14 protein-coding genes are annotated in these 24,132 nt (G+C 51.3%); all 14 read right to left on the reverse strand.

Annotated elements, in window-relative coordinates; all coding sequences use genetic code 11:
- Nucleotides 1–111 precede the first annotated feature (111 nt).
- Entirely contained in the window at nt 112–2,769 is a 2,658-nt protein-coding gene (locus GZZ87_RS19470; RefSeq protein WP_162025298.1) for a sulfatase-like hydrolase/transferase, read from the reverse strand.
- Nucleotides 2,770–3,134: 365 nt separating this feature from the next.
- Entirely contained in the window at nt 3,135–3,908 is a 774-nt protein-coding gene (locus GZZ87_RS19475) for a hypothetical protein (protein WP_162025297.1), read from the reverse strand.
- Nucleotides 3,909–4,161: 253 nt separating this feature from the next.
- A complete protein-coding gene (locus GZZ87_RS19480) occupies nt 4,162–4,917 on the reverse strand; it encodes a PEP-CTERM sorting domain-containing protein (RefSeq protein WP_162025296.1) in 756 nt (251 codons plus the stop codon).
- A gap of 410 nt (nt 4,918–5,327) precedes the next feature.
- Nucleotides 5,328–5,981 (reverse strand): response regulator transcription factor, encoded by a 654-nt coding sequence (locus GZZ87_RS19485; protein WP_162025295.1) that lies wholly within the window; start codon nt 5,979–5,981, stop codon nt 5,328–5,330.
- Nucleotides 5,982–5,991: 10 nt separating this feature from the next.
- Nucleotides 5,992–8,049, reverse strand: coding sequence for an ATP-binding protein (locus tag GZZ87_RS19490; RefSeq protein WP_162025294.1), 2,058 nt, complete (start codon nt 8,047–8,049; stop codon nt 5,992–5,994).
- A gap of 578 nt (nt 8,050–8,627) precedes the next feature.
- Nucleotides 8,628–10,151 carry an arylsulfatase gene (locus GZZ87_RS19495; protein WP_244648004.1) on the reverse strand — a complete coding sequence of 508 codons (1,524 nt, stop codon included), beginning with the start codon at nt 10,149–10,151 and terminating at the stop codon, nt 8,628–8,630.
- An 11-nt stretch (nt 10,152–10,162) separates the two neighbouring features.
- Entirely contained in the window at nt 10,163–11,548 is a 1,386-nt protein-coding gene (locus GZZ87_RS19500; RefSeq protein ID WP_162025292.1) for a sulfatase, read from the reverse strand.
- A gap of 75 nt (nt 11,549–11,623) precedes the next feature.
- On the reverse strand, nt 11,624–13,015 hold the full coding sequence (locus GZZ87_RS19505) for an arylsulfatase (RefSeq protein WP_162025291.1): 1,392 nt from the start codon (nt 13,013–13,015) through the stop codon (nt 11,624–11,626).
- A gap of 31 nt (nt 13,016–13,046) precedes the next feature.
- On the reverse strand, nt 13,047–14,465 hold the full coding sequence (locus GZZ87_RS19510; RefSeq protein WP_162025290.1) for a sulfatase: 1,419 nt from the start codon (nt 14,463–14,465) through the stop codon (nt 13,047–13,049).
- 22 nt (nt 14,466–14,487) lie between these two features.
- The gene (locus GZZ87_RS19515) at nt 14,488–15,927 is read right to left on the reverse strand and encodes a sulfatase (protein ID WP_162025289.1); all 1,440 of its coding nucleotides are present in this window, start codon (nt 15,925–15,927) and stop codon (nt 14,488–14,490) included.
- 25 nt (nt 15,928–15,952) lie between these two features.
- Complete coding sequence (locus GZZ87_RS19520; protein ID WP_162025288.1) at nt 15,953–17,995, reverse strand: Sip1-related alpha-galactosidase; 2,043 nt, start codon at nt 17,993–17,995, stop codon at nt 15,953–15,955.
- A 59-nt stretch (nt 17,996–18,054) separates the two neighbouring features.
- Nucleotides 18,055–20,241 carry an alpha-galactosidase gene (locus GZZ87_RS19525; protein WP_162025287.1) on the reverse strand — a complete coding sequence of 729 codons (2,187 nt, stop codon included), beginning with the start codon at nt 20,239–20,241 and terminating at the stop codon, nt 18,055–18,057.
- 96 nt (nt 20,242–20,337) lie between these two features.
- Complete coding sequence (locus GZZ87_RS19530; protein WP_162025286.1) at nt 20,338–22,407, reverse strand: Sip1-related alpha-galactosidase; 2,070 nt, start codon at nt 22,405–22,407, stop codon at nt 20,338–20,340.
- 176 nt (nt 22,408–22,583) lie between these two features.
- Nucleotides 22,584–23,993: a sulfatase gene (locus tag GZZ87_RS19535; RefSeq protein ID WP_162025285.1), complete on the reverse strand. Its 1,410-nt coding sequence runs from the start codon at nt 23,991–23,993 to the stop codon at nt 22,584–22,586.
- Between the last annotated feature and the right edge of the window lie 139 nt (nt 23,994–24,132).

A 24,132-nucleotide genomic window follows, 5' to 3' on the forward strand; every position in this document is an offset into this window, starting at 1 on the left:
GTTAAGTAGATCAGCAGGAGTGCCTCACTCTTACAAACTATGTAAGTTGTAGTTTGCACTACAGCATCTTGTAGTTTCCTTTTCAGGTATAAGTTACGCCTCAAGGCTTTCCTAAGGAAGCAACTCCACCGAGAAAAACGCTTTATCTCCATTGATTGGCACATCCTGCACCGTTTCGGACACACCCGCGGTGGCCTCAACATCGGGGATCAAAACATCCCAACCTTCAACTGGCGTCGATAGGTCATCGCTGGAGCGCACGTTAAAGAATGCCCCAGCAGTCGATGGCCAAGTTAAGGTCAGGCTTTCCGAGTCCACCGCTCTGGCCTGCAATGCAAAGGCCGAATTCGCGTCTAAAGGATCTAAGCCCAAGCGCACCTCGCTGTAGTCATCGGTGCGATCACCATCCGTGTCCGAATTGTCTGAATCCGTCTCGGTCGCGCCGAGCAAGCCATCTCCATCGGCATCTTCCAGCGCATCGGCCAGTCCGTCACTATCGCTGTCAACGACGTCGCGGCTATCGATGGAAAAATCGATGAAAAACGGATCGTCTTCAAGCGGACGGGCGGGCTTCGCCAACTCGGTCGGGTTATGGGTGGGCCACAGCGTGCCATACGCTCCCCATGATGTGTCGAGTTCGCGGGCCATGGCGCGCGCCATGGTCAACAGCTTTCCCTGTTGGGCAGAGGCGAGGTTTTCGGATTCATCCGGATCGGTCGCCAGATTGTAGAGTTCGAACAGGTTGGTGTGGTAACGGTAAATAATTTTCCAATCGCCCTCACGGAAGCAGGTAAAGTAATCACTGCGGTGCTCATGTGGCATGTGGCGCAGAATCTTCTGTGGGCGGTGCGTCCCGGATTCGGCACGCAGGTAGGGAGTTAGGTCGTAACCGTCCATCGTGGGGGATGATCGATCGACCATCGCCAGAATCGTCGGTGCGATGTCCTCGACCGTGACCATGTCGTGCTCTACGCTGGCTGCAGGAATCGGCAGGGTTTGCTGGAAGGAGTTGCTGCCGTTGGGCGACGCCCATGCGACGATCAGAGGCACACGGATGCCGCCTTCATAGGTGGAGCCCTTCTTGCCGCGCATCGGGAAGTCGTCAAACGCAGTGCCCTTGGCCCAATCCTCATCCGACAACGCGGGCGAATCGCTGCCGTTATCGCCCAAGAAGATGATCAGGGTGTCGTCCTCGACTCCCAGTTCGGTGAGTTTGGCCAGAACCGCTCCGAGCGAATTATCAACACTTTCCACCATGGTCGCGAATTTTTGGTGTTCGTCGTTGTATGACTCGGTGTAATCATCGGCGTCCACGTCCGAGGCGTAGTAGAACGAGGTATGCACATCCCGGTAAGAGATGTAGCCGAAGAAAGGATTTCCCGCTGCCACCGCATCTTCGAGCATGGTGGTCGCCTTGGGGGTTAGGGCTGTCGCCTTGTATAATCCGTCGTCGACCACATCGAACCCGATGGAGCTCGGATCTTGTGTGTGGCTCATGTGGTCCTTGCCCACGAAGAAGGTGTGGTAGCCGATGTCCTTCAAGAGCTGTGGCAACGCGATGTCCGTGCCGTCCATTCCCATCCAGCGCCAGTTGTTCGGGCCGCGGTGTGTTTTGACGGCAAAGGAGGCGTTGTCGACGGTTTCATAGACATTGAGATGCACGGTCACACCGTGCCGCGGGCTGTTCTGGCCGGTCATCAGACTGACCCGCGTCGGGCTACACATCGGCATGGCGTAGGCCTGGGAGAATTTCATCCCATTGGCCGCCAGCGTTTCCATATTGAGGGTGTGGTAAAAATTGTTGAACGCGGTGTCCAGTTCTGCCCCGGAATCGTCATACGAATCATAGGCAAACGGAACGGAAGTATCCATTGATCCAAAATCATCCACTAGGATGAGCAAGATATTCGGGCGCTCGGGACCGACTGTCACCTCGACTTGAGCCGTGGTGCTTTGATCGTCGCCAGTTGCGGTCAGAGTGTAGCTCGTGCTAGTGTTAGGAGTGACCAGCCGAGACGTCGTGCCTGTGACATCGATATTCCCCGGATCGAGGGTGAGCGTGGTCACATTGCTAGTAGACCAAGAAAGCGTGACCCCCTCGCCCAGCGCCACATAGTGATCATCGGCCGTGAACGAGTCAATTGCGGGAACCACTCCAGGGATGATTTCAAACCCACTCAGCGCCGAGCGTGAGTCCGAACTACTCGCATTGCCAGTGAGTGTGAACGAAGTGCCAGTCAACCCCGTGATGACGACCGTCTTGTCACTGGAGAAACTACCGCTGAAATACCCCGCATCGAGGATCGTCTCGCTCGTCACACCAGAGCCATCATCTACGAGATACTCCATCGTGCGGGTGCCGCCATCGTTCGAATCGCCATAGATCACTACGGAATACCCTGCCGCGTAGCTTGCAGGCAGATCACTCACAGTCAAAGATTCAGTGGTCTTGAATCCGATCCAAGCCTCCATCATGACCCAATCCTGAGATTGCGACTCCCAGCCAATCTCATTTCCCTTCAAAAAACCAGCCGCATAGGACAGTGTCGCAGTGGTCGCAGCTCCGGACATATCGGCGAGCGCCATGCCTGAAACCGTCTGACCGACTGCGTTGTTCCAGGTCTCCGACGAAGTCGTCACTGCCACTCCATCCGATCGCGAGGCCATGCCAGCCGCTGTCGTGGCGCTGTCATGGATAGCCACCTTGATCTGCGCCTGCGAGGCTACCACCGAGCACAGCAGGCAGAGGACGATTTGAATGGGGTTCATTTTGTTTTTATTGCGGGGGATTTACTTTTATAGAGGTGTCGAAGCGGTGCGACTCTAAAGGGAACGGCCAACCGCGCGGGCTGTATCGGCCCTATTGTTTTGGGGCATCGTCGAAGAGAGGGGAAGGTAGTGCAATGAATCGGAGAAATCGTAGCGAACTCGCGCTAGCGAGGTCGATCGCTACTTGGCCTCTCGTCGAAAACAGACGCGACTCGCGTCGCATCGCTACAGTTAATTTGATACCAGAGGAATCGTTAAAAACTAGGAGACGCTCTTAGGGTGCATCAATGAGAAACTAAAAAGCCCGACGCACTGCAAGCAGCGAGTCGGGCTTTGTAAATGTATGCCTGTTCAGGCTCGGTTGACTACGCGCGGCGGCGACGAACCATCACAGCGGAAAGCGCAAACAAACCGCCAAGTAGCGCGTAAGTGCTAGCTTCTGGGACTGCGGTGAAGGTCAATACTGAGTCATCGAAGAAAGCCGCGCCAGGCGCTCCAGTTTTTTCATACACGCCGAAGTTAAAATCTTCACCGATTACAGCACTTCCGATTGCGACCTCCCAAGTGAAGCTCCAGGTCACCCAATTGTCAGCGGCAAGAGCATTTGAAAGTCCATTCGCAGGAGAAGTTGGATTTGAAACTGAATAAGTCACACCTGCAATGCCATTGAACTCAGAATACATATTGTTCTTGGTGGTCTCTGCGCTACCACCGACAGTTTTGAAAAATCCCGCAACAGCACCTTGGTCTGTATTTGTGCCCGATGAAATGTCGTTCAAACCACTGAAGTCGTATGAATTGCCATTACCAATCCGAAGATCAAGCGTATAAGTGCCTGCTTGAATGGTCGACGGCAGGCTACCTGCAATTGACGAATAGCTATTATATAGTAAACCAGAAGCATCACCTGAGTTGCTGACTCCCCAAAGTTTATTCGCTTCCGCATCCAGATTATCCTTGGAGAAGTTACCTGCACCCCCGCCTTGCTGGATCCAACCAGCAGGAGCACCGTCAGTATCAGTATCGCCGTCGATAACAATATTTGTGGATTGCGCAGTGGCAAAACTAGTAGATGCTAAGACTAGTGCACCAAGGAGTGCACTACGGCAGATTGTTTGTTTTAGGAGGATTGATTTCATCAGTATGAACTATACGATTTTTGGGTTTTCATTGAGTTAGAAAAACCAAAATATAGGATAAAGGGTCCTTCCCCCGCAAACTATGTAAGTTGTAGTTCTCACTATGACCTATTGTAGTCAAAGTCGCAAGAGTTCACTACTTCTCTTGTCCTGATTGGCACTGAACCTAAAAAAGTCCGGCGCTCGCGAAGGAACGCCGGACTGAGTGTAAATGATAAAACTGTGACCGATCAAAGATCGATGAGTCGGTGCGTTATCGGCGGCGACGGAGCATGACTGAACCAAGGCCAAGGAGACCTGCGAGTAATGCATAGGTGCTAGGCTCTGGAACAACAACAAAATCAAAACCTTGAATCACAACAGCTTCGTTAGCCCCAAGGTCAGTCAGTGCCAGATCGAAATAAGTAGTGAAATCTACATTACCAATAGCCGAGGTGTGACTGAAAGTGTTTCCAGTGTTAGTATCATTACTGTCATTTCCAAGTAGAAGAATTGAACCTAAACTTCCAGCGTCTGATTGATTGATAACAGCTACTGTAGAGGTATCTGAAGTGAGTGTGACACTGTCATCAGCTTGATTTCCAAATGTTCCCCCGAATCCACCAGTCTGGTTTAATGAGGTAGATCTGGTGTTTTGGGACAGTAAAGCAGATAGCTCGATCGACTGGCCTGCTGTTAGTCCGCTCACATTGCTGATTGTAAATCGAAGCACCTCTGAGACACCTGCTTCAGTATTGAGGAAGGATCCAGTGTTTTCAACCAAAGAACCTAAACCTCCGTTTAACCGAACGATGTCTCCGCCATTTGCGCCTCCCCCTACAGGGATAACCGCTGAAGCGGTGATATCAAATGAAACGCCTGTCGTGCCTAGATCTTGAGATGAGAAAGTAAAGCCGCTATTATTAACAGCGCTTTCATCACCCGCAGAGGTGAAATCAACAAGAAGCGTTTGAGCCGAAGCAATTAATGCCGTCATTGACGAAAGTAGAATAAGTGTGGGGATTTTCATATATTATATATGGGTGTTTTTGGGGGTTCTGTTAACTGAGTCCAACTCTATTCAAATACTAGAATCAGCCAATCGCCTAGAATGAATAGTCTCTGGTATTTAAAGTTAAGAACTTTTGCAGAAGTCACCCGCCCACGCAAACTATGTAAGTTGTAGTTTTCACTACAACATCTTGTAGCCAACCGCCGGCGTCACCCGCGATACTGCCGCGCATCAAGAATTGTGATTTCTAGCTCAACGCATTGGGGAGGGACGAGCTCCGCCTCGTCTTGCGGTGTGCTGGTGCTGTGGTTCTGTGCTGAGGCTCGGCGGACGGCGCGGAGGCCGTCCCTCCCCGAGTAACCCACACATGCAACAGGTTCGTATGAAGTGTGTCACTTTTCACGAATCATGATGCGTGTAGGTATCACTTAACTCAAGATCCCCGAGCGGAACGCTTTGGCCACGGCGGCCGTGGTGGAGCGGACGCCCAGTTTGCCGTATAAGCCACGTAGATGGTAGTCCACCGTCACGGTCGCGACTGATAATTTCACTCCAATCTCACTACGGCTGCAGCCGTCGGCCAGTAGCTTTAAAATTTCGAACTCACGCCCGCTCAGATTTGCAGACGAATCGGTGTTTTGGGTAGTCTTTCGGATCGAATCGAGCACATAGGGCACCAGCGAACTACTCAACGGTGCCCCCCCCTCGCAGAGTTCGCTTATGTCTTTGATGATCGTCTCAGGGGGCTCGCTCTTCAGCAAATACCCCGAAGCGCCGGCACGTAAGGCATCGAAGACTGTCTTACGCTGACCTGAGATCGTGAGCACCATGGTGAGCACCAAGGGGTAATCTTTCTTGAGTTCGGCGATCGCTTCCAAGCCATGCGTGCCTGGTAAATTCAAGTCGATCAGTAGCGCATCGGGGGGAGGCAGACGCTTCAGCAACTCCCGCGTCTCTTCAAAACTGCCGAGCGCATTGGAGCAATAAACTGAATCATCCAGATTCAATTCCTCGGCCAATTGTTCCCGATAATCCGCATTATCTTCAACAATCCAAACATCTATTTTTTTTAAGTCAGTCATCGTCTTTCGGCTATAATTTCAGGGTAATAGAGACATGGGTGCCTTGTCCGTGCTGAGACTGCAATTCATAATTACCACCAAGTCTTTTTGCCCGACGCTGCAAGCTCAGCAAGCCTATCTGTGGGCGTCCGCCCTGCTCCTGGACAGCAGACAGGTCGAATCCCTCTCCATTGTCATAGATCGTCATCGTAAAATGGGGCTTCTGCCACTGAAACGCAACGTGAATTTCAGTGGCATTAGAGTGCTTCACCGCATTATTCACCGCTTCGCTAAAGATCAATAAGAGATCCCGCTTAAACATCACTTTCAACTTTCGATCCATGTCTTTCTCGGCCACTGGCAAATCAATGAACAACTTTTCCTTGGGCACGCGCAGTTCAGCGGTCTGCACCAGTTTCGCAATCAACTCACTGAGCGTGTCCGTATCGCTATTAGTAAACCATAGGACATCCTGAAACGATGCCTGCACCCGCTGTATGATCGAATCTAAACGGTCACAGCTCGCGTTCATCACCCCACTCGATGAGTAGCGCCTCAAGCGCCTGAGGCCTAAAGAAATTGCGCTCAAGGAACTGCCAATATCATCGTGCAGGTCTAAAGTAATCTGCTCCCGTAGTTGGCGACTACTCTCACGGCGATTGAGAAATAGATACAAGGACAGACTGATCGCACACACCAAGGTGACTGCGATCAACAGCACTCCGAAGATCCAATAAAAACGATGCAAGCGCTCTCGCAATAAACCGATCAACTCCTCCACCTGAGTGAGTCGAAGTGACAATGCATCTCGTTCCTGAACCTGGCGAATCCACTCTAAGTGCCCCATCGCGACACGACCGTCGGCCTTCCCGTCAATGAGACGGTGCTGATCTTCCTGAGAAAGCTCGTAGCCATTTACAAGACGGATTGCTTCAAGCTTATGCCGCTCCTTGTTTGCCAAAAGGACCACTTCTCCCATTGCAAAATAACTCTTACCTGCTGAAGTCGGAAAATCACTAAACTTGACCCGTAGTCGATTCACATCCACTCCCCACAGCGGCAACCGGAGCACATTGTGCCCCGGCTGCATCGAGACATCTGACTCAACACTGCTAGGCCTCTTAATTTTTGCCGTCCTACGGCTCCCCGGTGCTCCATAGAAAAGTTCGATATTACCGGGAAAGCCAAAGGCAGGTATCCAGTTACCAGTTCGATTCGATGCCGGATAAAACAGTATTCCCGACAAATCATACACCTCACCCAAATCAAACTCGACTGTGACGTAGGAGGCCTCGTCCGAGTCAAATTCGAGAAAAACGTCTGTCGATTCGACGGTCGATGTCTGCTGCGCTTCAAGCGGCAAGCCTAAGCTCGTCTGGTGATCAATTAAGAAATCCTCATGCCAGTATGGCGATGATTCGAAACTTGAGCTGACTTTCACGCCTGTGCGGGCATAGATAATTTCATTATTGATCGTAATTCCGTAGACTTCATCCAAGGCAAATAGCTCGCGATTGCTTTCCAGTGCGCCACGAAAGACTTCAATGCGAAAGCCGCGCGGATAGTCGGGATCCACATCAATGATCAGCGGTATACGCCCAGGATTCGGACAATCCTCGTCGATCCACTCCTGAATTACCTCAGGCGTCCGCCCCGGCGATAGCTTCGAGATTCGAAAACGACGAGGAAACCCATAGCTGTTGCGTTGATCAAAGCGGCGATCCATCGCTGGCACCAGAATCACCTGCTTCATTTTCGCACCAACAATAAATCGCACATCAACCGTCCAACGCGGTTCCTCGGGCAACTCTTCCAACGCGGGTAAATAGCCGCCGTGATAGCCATACCGATCATTTTGAAGGGTCTCCTTCAGCTCTGGTAATAGAGCCATCTCTTCGCGAATCCTCTGCGCTTCTGCCTCCAACAAATCTATTTCATTCGGGATTTGGTAGAGACTGATACTTTGATCAATATTTGGCAGGATCGGCTGCCGGTCTAAAAACACGACCCATATCAGCACCGCCAACAAAGCGATAGCGCCTAAAACGCCTACAGAAATACGCCATCTAATACGGATTCTACGACTCACAGTGTATCGCTAACAGAAATGCAGAGCGAATAAACCTTAAAAGAGTAGTTAGAAGCTAGAAGGCAGCAGTTAGGAGCTGAACATCCGTGCTTGGAAATATCCTACAGCGTCAACTGCCGATTATTAGGATAAAGTCACTACACAGATCGAAACCGCTTCGCGGATCCGCGACACCAATGCTAGAAAACAGAATCAAAGCACAACACGCCCTCTTCATCCGTAGCGGACTGGCGAAGCCATTTCGGCCACATTAACCTCAGTCACTTCACAGATCGAAACCGCTTCGCGGATCCGCGACACCAATGCTAGAAAACGGAATCATAGCACAACACGCCCTCTTCATCCGTAGCGGACTGGCGAAGCCATTTCGGCACATCAACCTCAGTCACTGCACAGATCGAAACCGCTTCGCGGATCCGCGACACCAATGCTAGAAAACGGAATCAAAGCACAATACGCCTCTTCATCCGTAGCGGACTGGCGAAGCCATTTCGGCACATTAACCTCAGTCACTGCACAGATCGAAACCGCTTCGCGGATCCGCTACACTAGACGAATCATTCCCAGGCTCCTCTGGCCTAAAGATTCCGAATCCCAGCGGACTGCTTCATGGCTTCCAACTGCTGCTCCATCGCCGCTGCCTTTTCAGGATAGTCCGCAATGATGTTGGTCGTTTCGCTGGGATCCTCTTTCAAATTATACAAGGACTTAGGAATCGGAGCACGTTTTCCAAAGCCCGGCTTTGAATATTCAATAAATTTCCAATCGCCCTGTCGGAGCGCCAAGTTTGCGGACTCCTCAATCATAGATTCCTGCCCCTTGGGATCTGTGCCCATGAAGGCGGCCAGCGTATCGCGGCTGTCGCGCGCTTCATCTGCAGGCAGATCTAGTCCGAGCAGCGCTGCAAATGAGGCGATAAAGTCGATCTGATTGACCAATGCGGCCGAGGTGCCGGGCTCTATCTTGGCGGGCCAGCGCACAATGAATGGCACGCGCGTGCCACCCTCGTAAATCTGATATTTGCCCCCTCGGTAGATTCCAGATCCGTCATGGCCGCGATCGACCTCGCCGTTAGAGCGCTTCACTTTAGTGCCATCAGCATAGCCGTCGTCATACACGGGGCCATTGTCGCTGGAGAAAATTACAATGGTATTTTCCGTTAACCCATGTGCTTCCAAGGCCTGTAAGATTTGACCAGTTGACCAGTCGAACTGCACCATCGCGTCACCGCGATAGCCCAGTTTTGTAGCGCCTTGAAAACGTGGATGCGGTGCACGGGGCACATGGATATCCTGAGAGGCAAAGTAGAGAAAGAATGGCTGATCCTTATGCTCAGCGATATACTGCTTCGCCTGTTCTACAAAGACATCGGCCATGGTTTCATCGTCCCACAGAGCGGATTTCCCTCCAGCCATATAGCCAATGCGCCCGATGCCATTGATGACGCTGTTGTTATGGCCGTGCGTGCTTTTGTAATACGTCATCGCCTTCGGGTTCTTTCTCGCATCGGGATATTCCGTGCTGCCTGGGCGCACGATTGGTTTTTTCGCACTGACATAAATCGGGTCAGAAGGATCCAGATTGGCAACTCGGTGACCATCCAGATAAACGCACGGCACACGGTCGTTGGTTGAAGGCAGTAGAAAAGAAGAATCAAACCCGATCTCAAGCGGCCCTGGTTTTACCTCGCCATTCCAATCGACTGGTTGGTCTTTAGCACCGATACCTAAATGCCATTTTCCAATGACGCCTGTCGTATACCCGGCCTGTTGAAAGAGCTTAGGCAGCGTCAGAATGTTCGTTGATATACTCAACGGCGCATTCGGAGGAAGGATACGCACGCCGTCACGAAAGCCGTGGACGCCCGTTAGCATCGAATAGCGCGATGGCGTGCAGGTGGACGCTGCGCAATGTCCGTCTGTAAATACCAAGCCACCATTGGCAAGTTGATCAATGTTCGGCGTTGGAATCATTTCGGAGCCATAGACACCCACATCACCGAGCCCCACATCATCACCGTAAATAATGACCACATTCGGTCGGTCAGCGGCGTAGGCCACAGACACCACCATGGATATACATATAACTAAGAGATTCTTCATTATCATATTCCCTATTCTGAAACAAATTTAGGGTTCAGCTCCGTCGGCACTGGCGCATTCATATTGGCTCGCCACTGTTTTAACAAACGATGGAGCTCGGCCGCTTTTTCAGGCTGACTCGCTGCCACGTTCGTGCGTTCGCCGATATCGGCATCCAGATTGTAAAGCTCCAGACGGCCATCTTCGAAATATTCATGTAGCTTCCACTTTCCCACGCGAACCACCGAGCCTGGTCGTGTGCGGAAGTGCGTATCATGCGCGTCATCTATCTCTTTGGCATAAGATTGTAGGTAGATCGGAAAGTGCCAAAAGAGTGCACGCTCAGTAAACCCATCTTTCTGCTCAACTAAGGGCATCAAACTTTGGCCATCGAGTTCTTTGCCCTCTGGCGCTGGCAACCCAGCGACCTGCAGAAAGGTCGGGTAAAAATCGATCCCGCTGACAGGCGTCGCGCAAATAGATCCCGCCTCAATCTGACCTTTCCAAGCGACCACTAAAGGCACACGCAGGCCACCTTCGAAATACGAGCCCTTTCCAGAACGATAGGGATCTTGCTTTGAGAACTTACGAATCCCGCCATTGTCCGAGCTAAAGACGATCAGCGTGCGCTCCTTCAATCCGAGCGCATCCACTTCGTCGCATATTTTGCCAATGCCCTGATCCATTTTCTCGACCATGGAGGCATAGGTCGCATTGATTCCTTTTCCTTTATACTTATCAACCAGTTCCGGCACTGGCTGCAAGGGGGTGTGGACCGAATAAAAGGCCATATGCATGAAGAACGGCTGATCCTTGTGTCCGCGCATAAACCGGATTGCCTGATCCGCATAGATATCGACGCGATGCGTGCCTTTGGGATACTCGCGGCTGAAGCGTTTCATCGAACCGTTCTTAAACGGAGCAAAATACCCACCCGCAGGGCTACCTGTTTGATCCCCACCGATATTGATATCGATCCCTTGCTTCAAAGGATCTTTGCCAACATGCCATTTGCCGAGGTGAATCGTTTTGTAGCCTCCCGCCTGTAAGGCACTCGCCATGGTCAGGTTGTCGGGCTCCAAATCCAGCGTATTCTTGGTCGGAACCAGCTTGCGCTGACTCGCCTTCCCGCGTTCGGAACTGTTGACCGTATAGACACCGTGTCGTGGTCCGGTCTGACCGCTCAGCACACAGGCACGACTCGGCGCACAGTTCGCGGCGGGCGCATAGGCGTCGGTAAACAACATACCTTCCGAGCGCAGTCGATCAATGTTCGGCGTCTCAAAGATCGGGTTATTAAACCCGACATCCATCACACCCAAATCATCGGCATTGATATAAATGATGTTCGGCGCTTGCGGCGCGGCGCGAAGCGCAAGGGTAGTCAGAACTAACAGTGAGAGCAATGGGGGTTTCATTGAGATGAGTATAAGCGATCAATACACCTTTGGAAATCACGTATCTACGTAAGGACTGGATTTAGAAAGCGACCATCAGTCGAGTGCAGGCATCGGGAACTTCTGACTCGGAACGCGAGCCTCATCGATCAGCTTGAGAAGCTCAGAAAGCTTCTCGGGGTGTGACTTTGAAAGATCGTTGGTTTCTCCGATGTCATCCGCGAGATTGAAAAGCTGCGTCTGAAGTTTCTTGGGCGTTTTAATATTGTATTGCACGAGTTTCCAATCGCCCTGCTGCAGCGCTCGACGACCGCCATTTCCATGAAATTCCCAGTAAAGCGTATTATGTTTCACTTGCTCCCCTTGCCCAGTGAGCGTTGCGGCATAGGAGACGCCTTGAATATCCGTTGGCACGGGTTGCCCCGTGAGCTCGCACACAGTCGGCAAGAAATCCCAGAAGGCCGACGCATGATCAGTGACTTGACCCGGCGTCATGACTGCCGGCCACGAAGCAACAAACGGAATACGAATGCCACCTTCATAGAGATCGCGTTTCCCGCCGCGCAATGGCCCGCACGAGTTTAACATCTCAGGCTTCTTACCGCCTTCGAATGCAGCGCCGTTATCACTGGTGAAAATGATCAACGTATCTTCGAGTAAATTCTGTGCTTCCAACTGGCTCACGATCGAACCGACGGCATTATCCATAATTGTGATCATCGCAATGTAGTTAGCGAGCACCTCGGGTGTCGAACTGTAGTGCCCCTTTCTGGTGTAAGCCACTTCCTGCTTCACAAACTGGCGAGCGGCGGCTCGATCTGCTTCTGGGGCAATCACTGAGGCATGTGGTATCGGATAGGACAGAATCATGAAGAACGGTGTGTCTTCGGTTTGCTGAGCGATATAGCCGAGTGCTTCCTCTGTATAAAGATTCCCATCATAGTGTGTGCCGGAGTGCAGGTCGTTGTCAGGAAATTCGATACGCTCGGTATTTCTGTAAACAAACTTAGGATAACGATAATGACCATCGCGGTGGTCGGTCGTGCCATAGAAATAATCAAAGCCACTACTGAGCACCGTTTCTGGCGTCTGCGTATTACCCGTCACACAGGACTTTCCGATCATCGCAGTGTTGTAGCCCGCGGCTTTCGCAACTTCAGCCACAGTCGTTTCGTCGTCGCCAATCGTATGGGCGCCATTGCCACGCACCGTGGCATGCCCACCATCACGGCCGGTCATCAACGAGCAACGCGAAGGCGAACATACTGTCGCACCCGAATAGTGACGCGTAAACCGCAGGCCCGTCTCGGCGAGCTTGTCGATATGTGGTGTCGTAAAGTTCTCCTGCCCGTAGCAGGAGATGTCACCATAGCCGAGATCATCTGAAATGACGAAGATGATGTTCGGCTGATGGGGGGCGGCAGCATACGAAACCGCGCTCAAGCATACGGCACTAGCAATTATTATTTTTTGAAAGATAAAGTTCATAGAGGTATTATTTCTGCTTAGAGTGAACAGGCTAAGGAATCGCGCGATACTCGGGGTTTACACATTTGTCTTTCCAGCGCGCTTTCGTCGCCGTAAGTCCTGCAATACTTTCGGGGTATTGCCCTTGATCGTCCGTGGCTTCAATCCAATCCTTCAGAATCGTGCGATGTGCTTTCAACGCGTCTGCATATTCCGGGCGTGCTGCGACATTGATCGTTTGATGTGGATCAGTCTGCAGATCGTATAACTCTTCAGCAGGACGCGTATCTGCAAAGAACCATGCCTGTTGCTCGTTCATGGCTCCATCGGCATACAATTGCTTCAGCAATTTGGTATAAGGTCTACCATCGCGGTATTGCGACTGCATGTAGGGACGATCCGTCATGAAGTTACGGACATAGCGAAAGTCCTCTGTCCGCACCGTGCGAATACGGTCGATCGTGAAATCACAACGGTCACGCACACCAATAATATAGTCACGTTTGTATTCCGGCGCGAATAGGTTCAGCCCTTCCATATAATCTGGAATTGGCAGACCTGCCAACGCCAACGAAGTGACTGGGATATCTATCCCGTTCACCATATCCGTGCGTGGCTTGCCTGCCTGAATCGCATCAGGATTCCCATACCAAGTAATGACTAAGGGCACATGCAAGCCACCGTCATAGCAAAACTGCTTATCTCTGAGGCCGTTGTTCCATCCATGATCAGAAAAGACAAAGACGATGGTATTTTCCAATAAGCCATCCGCCTTCAGGCGTTTAATAATTGAGCCGGTCTCGCGATCCATGATGCGTGCGGTATCGTGGTGCCGTGCCCAAATTTTTCGGATCTCTGGGTGGTCAGGATAATACGGTGGGATTGTAACCAGAGCACGATTGATCGGGGCGATCTTCGCCTTACTCTTCCCGCCCTGTATCTGAATTTGACCGAAAAAAGGTTGATCTCCCTTGCGAGCTTTCCAGTCGACCTTCTGACCCTTTAGTCCATTGGCAAATCCACCAGAAGAACCTCCGTCATATAGATTCTTCCGGTCGTATTGAAAATTATAGTCATCTTTACCGACGTTGAAGGTGAAGTAACCAGCCTCTTTAAAAATCTCCGGAACGGTCTTCACGCCCACAGGCAAGGCGATCATGGAGTCTGGGGTGCGCGAGCTGCGGTGGTTGTGCAAGCCAAACGTGGTCGGCATCGCACCAGTGATGAGTGCCGAACGTGTCGCGGAGCAAACCGGTGCAGGCATGAATGCCTGAGAGAACATGACTCCATCTGTGGCCAATTGATCGATCACAGGCGTCGGATTATTTTGAACCCCATAACAACTCATCAACGGGCTTTGGTCTTCGGCATAAATCCAAAGAATGTTCGGTCGTGACGAAACGCTAGCCGAGACTGTGACCATCACAGTCAGCAAGCCCGCAAGGCACGCGACTATTCTTTTTTGATTCATATCTAAGTGACTTTTTTACGGATTAATTGGAAAGCTGTATCCGGTTCGTGACGACCGAGCGCATATTCTTTTTGGGAGGCGGCAAGGTAGGATACACCTCTCGCATAAAGCTTGAGAGCTCCTTTTGCAGGCGTTGCGCAACTTCGGGTTGTTGGTCTAGCAAATTCGTCGTTTCGCCAATATCCGTATCAATGTTGTAGAGTTCATCCTCATCACCATTGAAAAACATGATATATTTCATGCCACTCGTTTCGTCGAACACGGCAGCATTGGAGCGTTGTCCCCAGTGCGGTCGACTTTCTGGGAAATACCAGTGGAAGCGTCGTGGTGCGAGTGTTTCGCCTGCAAAGACAGGGAGCAGCGATTCGCTATCGGTCGGGTGATCGCTCGGAATTGGCTGCCCTGTGGCTGCCATGATGGTGTTGAACACATCACCGATAAAGATCGCATGATCGTATTCAGAACCTGGTTGAATTTCCCCATTCCAAACCATGAAGGCTGGCACGCGCACTCCTGCTTCGTAGGTGGAATTCTTGCCGCCATTGAGTGGCGCACAAGGCACATCATCGGTCGTCGATCCGTTGTCGGAAAAGAATACGATGAGCGTGTTATCGTATTCGCCGATGGCTTTGAGCTTTTCAACGACACGGCCTACAGAATCATCGAGTGTCTCCAACATCGCGGCATAGGTCGCGTTGGTTTCGCTCGTCAATAAATCCGAACCCGTTTTCGGGTCGTGGCGCACCGTGCGCTCCAGCCCTAGCGCTGCGATCTTCTGCTCGTATTTCTTGATCAACTCCGGCTTAGCTTCCTTTTTGTTGTGCACGGAATAATACCAAAAGTTCAAATAAAACGGGCTGTCTGGATCGCGTTGGTCGATGAGCTTCAAGGCCTCATCTGTCAAACGATCGGTTAGTTGCTCCCCTGCTTCGCCGCCTTCTTTCAACATTGGCACACTGGTGCGCTTATCGCTTTTACCATTGGGCTTCCAATTGTAGGGCCAAAAATAGGAACCAGGTCCCCATGCCGTCCAGCCGCCAACATTCACATCGAAGCCAAGATTTTCGGGGAGAGTCTTCTTCTGCTTATTCCCAATATGCCATTTGCCGATGTGCCAGGTCTGATAGCCTGCGTCTTTCAAATAGCTTGGCAAAATCTTCTGACCTTTGGGAAGATAGTGCAGGTGACTCCACATTTTTAGATTCAGGCAATGACGCCCAGTCAACGCCGTGGCACGCGCAGGCGAGCAGATGGCAGCGGAGCTATAGGCCTGCGGAAAACGCATGCCCTGCGCGCATAGTTTGTCGATATTCGGCGTTTCATACAGCTCGGCACCGAAGCAACCGAGGTCCTTCCAACCGAGGTCATCCACTAGAAAAAAGACAACATTCGGCTGCTTGGCCGTTGCAAAAAACGGCGAAGCTAGCCCCAGAATCAACAGGCACTTAAATAGTGATTTCATATCGTATCCTTAAAAAAAAATTATATTAGCGACTTGCAGTGATATCCAGAGCGCCGGACTTCACTGGCAAATCAGCGAGGTAGAGATTCGCACCAACTGATTGAAACGAAGCGCCCTTCATTTTCGGCGCACCTTGTTCACTCCAGATCAATAGCGGGCCGGATTCTTGCAGAGTGAAAGTAATCTGACTGTCCGAAACGGATGTCACCTCTACCGCAGCGGCTGGTAAATATTTGTCGCTGCGACCGATGACGACCCAACCTTTAGTCTTCGGATAGAGTAAGAATAGTTTTGCGTCGAAGTTGGACACTTCCGTGGAGAAGCCCTGCCCGAGTTCGACGACCGACTTTGCCTCGCGATCATACACCAGCAGACCTTCAGTTGGTGTCGTCCATGCAGCGCCGTTCGACAGCAGTTCACCTGCATAGCTGTAATCCTTCGCAGTGAACCCACTCTTCAGTGTCTTACCGCTCTCGGTGAAATTGAATAGTGCGATCGCGGCGACGCCATCCTCCATTGGTGATAGCACGCGGAAGACGTTGTCATCACGGAACGGATGGATGAAGAAACTCTCTGGCAGCAATGTCGCAGGCGCTGCTGTGCGCAGCAGCTTGCCATCTTCGTATGCGAACGGAATGAGCACCTCTGCCACGATTTTGGAGGGCTCGTCAGAGATATAGACAGGGCCTCCAGAAATCGCACGGGCGATCGCCATCGGGTGGACATCACGCTCGTCATGCGAATGGAACATATCGAGGTCGCCCCAGACGGTTTGTGTCATCCACAGGTGGTTCGCAAAGCTCTGGTAGGTATTGCACTTATTCTTGTCTTTATCGGCTTGATTGTAATCCGGACTGGAACGGGTCAATGCACTGTATTTGGTCTGCAGCGAATTGATGTTGGGCTGTGCAATGCAGTTGAGCAGTGGAATGTCATATTTCTTCGTGGCAGCTTCCAGCGCTTCATTATTGTTGCGTGTGGCTCGCACGGCATTGGCTGTTCCTTTATAGAAATCAGGCAAGCGCGACTGAAAATCGACCTTGGTAAAATCAAAACCGGCATCCTTGGAATCGAGCACCATCTTTTCGTAAAACGCCTGCGCCCCTTCAGGGGTGTCTTTCGGTAGCGCTCGTCGACCACGCACCATCAACTGATCTTTGATGTCTGTCATCTGGTGCTGCGGTGAGATGCCTTGCATAAAGCCCGCCATGTTACGCCATACACCCATCCACTTGATCTTATCGGGACGCTTTAACGATGTGATCGCCTCCCAACCGTTGGGGAATTTTTTCACGTCTGGGGTAAAGTCGATGAGCATACTCTTCTTTTGATTCAAATAGCCATTGTCCACCATGAACCAGCGGATCGGTGCACCACAGTTTTCGATGGTATGGACCGCATCGGTCAGGATTTTTTCCGAGATCTTCGTCTTATAAAACTCCCATGAGCACCAACCGAGATAGCCGTATGGCTCTTCGGGAAATGCTTTTTCTGCGCGTGGCCTAGCGGCGACATAACCGGACTCGAAGACCTGCGCCCACACCGCTTCAGTCGCTGCGTAAGGAGAACTACCATACGCCCAGATCAAGAGTGGTATATCGCCGACAATCGCTTCAGTTCCTAGGCTACGGCTCTTAATGAGTAACTTACCGTTTTCGAGGAAGAATTGACCGTTTACGAGATCTGAGGTCATTGGCAACAACGACAGGTAGCGGCCATCCACGAGTTCCAGAAGTATGAACTGACCTTCTGCGAGATAGCTATGTTCGTTTCGAGTTTTGGAAGGCTTGTAGGCCTCTAAGTCAGCCAAAGATGTAAACGCGACTGCTTCGACTCGGTTACCCACTGCTGGGCCACCTCCCCAAGGGCGATAATAGGCACCTTGCCTGAATTCGGGCAACTGCACCTCGCGCGTGAGGACGACGCCCGACTTGCCGGGTGTGACATTCACCCCTTCGGCAACAATCAACTTCTGCGTTTCAGCAGTCACTACGATTTCTTCTGCAAGCAAACTTCCTGCAGATAAAACACCTGCGAGACACAGGCACACTACGCTTTGTATTTTCATTCGATATATTCCTATTTAAAATTTCATATGGCTGCACCATCAGCCGGTGGATGTGTTGGTTAATCAATTACCTCTAGGAGCAACGCAGCACTATCATATTGGTGGGTAAACTGTAAGGGAATACCGCGCTCCATCCATGCTTGCCCACTTTGACTGCTTTGAACACTCGCATCTAAACGTGGCTGTTCATCACCGTCTGGCAGGTTCATTTCTGTCAACTGGTAGGTGCGTGCCGGATCCAACCCAGAAACTGGCGCGGAAAACGCGACAGGCTGCTGCGCTTCCCCTGTTTGATAAGCCAATACCAACGAGCGCTGTTGGTCTTTCGACACATAGTTCATCGACGGTGTCGGCGAATCGTAAGGATGTGCATGGCGGTATTGATCGCCGAGTTGCACGATCTCGCGCACCTGCTTGTAGGCAGCAATGCCGACTCGGCACGCGGTCAAATAGTCTGGCGTGCATTTGCGCGTATCCACCTCCATGCCGAATTGCGTCATCATGGATACATCCACGCGAAACTTGGGGCTGAAGCCCTTTCCTTTGTGCGTCACGTGCGACGTAATCGTGTTCACTGGCATAAATCCAGAGAAGTTCCACTGTGCGCCAAGCCGATAGAGTGGATCGGTGTCGTCACTCGGCCAAAAGGTGTGGCTGTAACGCATCGCACCGAGATCAGCGCGACCGCCTCCCGCCGCACAGGCTTGGAAGTCGACATTGGGATGACGCTTTGTCAGCTCCTTCATCACCTTCAAGTAGCCATCCATATACGCATTCAGAAGGTCACCCTGACGGCCCTCACCTAAATATGGCGAATAGCCATTATTGATATTCGAGTTAGCGTCCCATTTCACAAATCGGATGCGCGGATATTTGGTCAACACGCGATTGACTGATTCGAACATGTGGCGTTGCACATCAGGGTTGGCGACATCGAGTGCCATCTGCGTGCGTTGCTTTGAGAATGAACGGTCAGGATAGCGCATCACCCACTCTGGGTGCTGTTGAAACAGCTTGCTGTTTTCGTTGATCATCTCCGGCTCGAACCAAATGCCGAATTCGATATCCAATTCATCGGCCGCCTGCATCACCTTATCCAGCTCATTGGGAAAGCGCTTGGTATTAAACTGCCAATCACCCAATCCAGCACGGGTATTCACACGGGCTTCTTTGCCATTTCCAAACCAGCCGTCGTCCAGCACATAGAGCTCGATGCCAAGTTCTGCGCTGTCTTCCATCATCTCGATAATGGCCTTCTCAGACACTTTTAACTTACACCCTTCCCAGGAATTATTATCTACGAGGCGAAGTCGTGTGCCATTCTGAAGAAAGTGATTGCGCGCCCAGTCATGTAATTGACGACTGGCAGGGCCTTTGCCCTCACCGCTCAACGTAAACACACACATGGGCGACGTTGCAGTGTCTCCGGCTTCGACTACTGGTAATCCTGGTTGGTTGACCCCGACACTGGTTTCTAGCACCTGATCCGAGTTGATTTCAAAACTGAGGCGACTGCTACCTGTCCAATCCAACGAGGCAATCATGCAAACCCCCTCGCTTTCGCTCGGCTGTTCACCAAAGCCCAAAATAAACGCGGGCACTGGCCCATGCTTGTGTCGATTGCCATCACGACTTTCAAGGAGGCGTGTGCCTCGGCTCAGTTGCTCTCGAAAAGGAATTCCTGCCGTGTTCCATTGTTCGCTCGCATACCACTCCAGAAAAATCGGCTGCTTCGCATTGGCGTGCCAATACATGGAATCAAGGCGCGGCAAATAGATGGGTGTTTCCATACCATTCTCAACTACTAGCCACTGCTCAAACACATCCACATCAGCGTAGGCTCGCAGGTGCAGCTCAACGCCCAGAGGATACACACGCTCCTTCAAACGGATCACTAGATGCTGAACACCAGGCTCCTCCTCTTTGATCTCGTGGGACTGATAGCGCAGCTCGATCGCGCGGTCGCCGTTTGGAAGCAGCCATTCAATCGGCCCCGCATAGCGCGGTCCATTATTATTACCTGCTGGCTCAGCTGGTGGCTCAAAAGGAAACAGTCGTCCGCCGAGCGGAGCACTCCACGAACCATCGCGCGAAGCGAGTTTTTTCAGCTCTAGGACATCCCCCTTCGCCACTGCATATTCAACCTGCAGATTCGCAGTCTCCAATTTAATTGACTCACCCGCACCCCATGCGGATGCCACTGCTAAACCCAAGGTCCAAACTCCTAATAATAAGTGTTTTTTCATTACAATCACTTCCTGTTTTTTTGAGGGGTAAATTTTCCCGCATACCTAAAAAAAGACCCAACGGCTAGTGGAGCCGCTGGGTCAGAAAAATGAACACTATCGAGTCACGGTTATGTCGCGGGCACCTGCTTCGATCGGCAGGTCCGCAAGATACAGATTGTCACCGACAGACTTGAAGGAAGCACCGTTCATTTTCGGTGTGCCCTGTTCGCTCCAGATGAGCAGCGGGCCAGATTCTTCAAGTGTAAAGCTGATCTGACTCTGAGAAGCAGACTTCACATCCACGGCAGCTGCAGGCAGATATTTATCCGCACGTCCGATCACTACCCAACCCTTCGTTTTCGGATAGATCAGGAACAATTTCGCGTCGAACTTCGAAACTTCAGTCGAGAAACCATTACCAAGCTCAACCGCACTCTTTGTCTCACGATCATACACAACAAGCCCTTCAGCTGGAGCCGTCCAATTAGAGCCGTCCGGTAGTAATTCGCCAGCATAACCGTAGTCCGCTGCGGTGAATCCACTCTTCAGCGTTTTACCACTTTCGGTGAAATTGAACAGCGCGATTGCTGCGACGCCCTCTTCCATCGGTGCAACGACACGGAAAACGTGATCATCACGGAAAGGATGGATGAAGAAACTCTCAGGTAGCAGTGTTGCTGGTGCCGACGTGCGCAGGAGCTTACCATCTTCGTAAGCAAAAGGAATCAACACGTCTGGATTAATCTTCGAGGGCTCATCAGAGATGTAGACGGGTCCACCAGAAATCGCGCGGGCAATGATCATTGGCTTCACATCACGCTCATCATGTGAGTGGAACATGTCGAGGTCGCCCCAGACGGCCTGCCCCATCCAGAGGTGATTGGCGAAGCTCTGGTAGGTGTTGCACTTGTTCTTGTCCTTATCCTTCTGATTGTAGTCCGGGCTGGAGCGGGATACTGCACTATAGCTGAATTGCAGCGAATTGATATTCGGTTGCGAAATACAATTCAGCAGTGGCAGGCCATTCTCATGGCAGGCAGCTTCCAGAGCCGCATTGTTATATTGCGAAGAACGAACGGCATTACCCAAACCACCATACAGGTCGAAGCACTTGGTCTGGAAATCAACCTTGGTAAAATCAAAACCACTCTCGACGGCATCGCGCGCCATCATATCATGCAGCGCCTTGGCACCTTCCGGTGTTTCCGCTGGCACCATGTAAGCGCCCTTAACCAGACTTCTCGGCTTGGTCACTTTGCCCTTTACCAACTGCCCCTTCATTTCCGGCAGCGTATTATCGGGATGGATGCCTTCCATATAGCCTAGCATGTTACGCCAGATGCCAATCCACTTGATGCCGTCCTCATTCTTCAAAGAGGTCACTGGCCCCCAACCATTCGGAAATTTCTTAGCATTAGGCTCCATGCTGACGAGTTTACGACCTGACTCTGTGAAATATCCATCGTCCACCATCGCCCAGCGGAAAGGTGCTTCTGAATCCTCCAAAATTCCAATGGCATCCTTTATGATTTTCTCGGAAATATTCCGCTTATAGTGCTCCCAAGAGCACCATCCCAGATAACCGTAAGGTTCTTCTGGGAAGGTCTTATCGGCACGTGGATGGGCAGAAACATAACCAGATTCAAACACTTGATCCCAGACCTTATCAGTCGCTTCATAAGGCGAGTTGCCGTAAGCCCAAATCACGAGCGGAATCTCTCCGTCGATCGTATCGGTTCCGTAATTTCCAGTTTTTAGTAAGAGCTTTCCGCCCTCGACATAGAACTGACCATACACTTTTGGCGAAGTCATTGGCAACAGACCTAAGTAGCGCCCATCTGTTAATTCCAGTAACACATACTGCCCCTGCTGCACGCTGTTGTGTCCCTTGCGGGTCTTAGAAGGCTTATACGCTTGGAGGTCGGCAATGGAGTCAAAGGCGACACCTTCCACACGATTACCACGCGCAACACCACCCGAATATGGACGGTAATACACTCCATGCTTAAACGCTGGCAACGTCACCTCACGGCTGAGCACGATGCCCGCGTTATCCGACTTGGCCGCGTTTAGATTTTCGACGATCAAGCCAGTCGGGTTGCCTGAGACGACAATCGGTTCTGCTGTCAGAGTCGAACTCAGACATGCAATCGAGAGCATTAATGCGATTGGGATATACTTCATAATGATTCTATTTCCGTTAAATTGTATCTGTGTATGGATCTTTCGCATCTTCGACTGCGAGACCTCTCCATTAAGGGCCAATAATATACTACATTATATGCCTATCGCGCTTGCAAAATCTAAGCATATTTGTGTATATTTTAAGCATCCATGCGCGAGTGGATACCTTATTTAAGTTACTTCGTAGTCTCTAACCAAGCATCTAGCTGTTTCTCTAGATCTTTAACTTTTTCAGGGTTCTGCTTGGCTAAGTTTGTCTGCTCACCGATATCGGTGGAGAGATTGTAGAGTTCCGATGGCTCATTACCCTCAAAGCGGATCAGCTTCCAGTCCTTGTTTAGAATCGAATCCGATGGTTTATGGCCGTTGCCATGCTCGTGCGGATAAGTCCAGGCGAGCACACGGCTGGTGTTGCTGTCAGTGCCACCGAGTATCGGCTTCAAAGATTGCCCATCTAGGTGCTGCTCTGGCTTGAGCGGCAAACCCGCCAAGTCCAGTAGCGTCGGATACAGATCCATAGTAATGATCGGAGCCTCCGTGGTTGCTGGCTGAATGTTGCCGACCCAGCTGATCATGGTCGGAATACGAACACCGCCTTCATAGGTAAAGGCCTTGCCTGAACGTAGCGGTGCATTACTGGTCGGGCCGCCTGTTTGCTTGCGGTGCGCGAGGCCTCCGTTGTCAGAGCTAAAGACGATAATCGTATCTTCCAACAGTCCCTTTGCCTTCAAGTGATCCATCACGCGGCCGATGTTGTTGTCCAAATTCTCCATCATGGCAGCATAGGCTGGATCGCCCTGCACTGCGGTGGAGCGCGTATTGTATTTCTCCTCGGTCAACTTGAGCTTCCCCTCACCCAGAAGCTCGCGCTTCTTGGCTTCATATTTCTGAATCAAAGGCTTCGGTGCCTGGATCGGCGTGTGCACCGCGTAGTGAGCGAGGCAAAGAAAGAAAGGTTCGTTCGCCTGCCCTGAGTCTGTCGCAGGGCTGCCTTGATCGATAAACTCGATCGCTAAATCTGTGAGCGCATCCGTCAAATAGTCCCCAGGCTTGTAGTTCTGTAAATCCGGCACACTGCTGCCGCCCTTGCGCTTCCCGAAAGGGTAAAAGAACGAAGCGGGTTGCCCCGCTCGATTCACCGCTTTGGTGTATTCGAAGCCCTGATACTGCGGTTGCTTCGAGTCTTCTTTGCCCAAGTGCCACTTGCCGATATAGCCAGTGCGGTAGCCTGCTTCCTGGAAGGCTTCGCCAATCGTCACTTCAGATAGCGGTAGCGCGATCTTGCTTCTTGTTGGAATCCACTGAGTGATGCCCACGCGTTGTGGAGCTTTGCCCGTCATCAACGCTGCGCGCGTCGGCGAACACACTGGATTGGCCGAATAGGAACGCTTGAAATTTACACCACTCGCTGCGAGCGCGTCGATATGTGGCGTTTCATGAAAGGTAGAACCGTTGACTCCAAGATCCGTCCAACCAAGGTCATCAATGAAGAAGATGAGCACGTTTGGGCGCGTCGTTTGCGCAGATACAATAGTGGACAACACGAAGGCGCTGAGCGTGAGTAGGTTTTTAAGAGGTCGATACATAAGATCTAACAATAGAAAACAACAATCATACACCTTCCTCGCGCTATTGTCTACCTACCAATATTAGTAGTTTTGTATATCATCGAAAGAATGGTTAGTGATTGTCAGCATGGCGAGTATCTTTGATCTATGCAGCTCG

The sequence above is a fragment of the Lentimonas sp. CC4 genome (genome assembly GCF_902728235.1).
Taxonomy (GTDB): Bacteria; Verrucomicrobiota; Verrucomicrobiia; order Opitutales; family Coraliomargaritaceae; genus Lentimonas.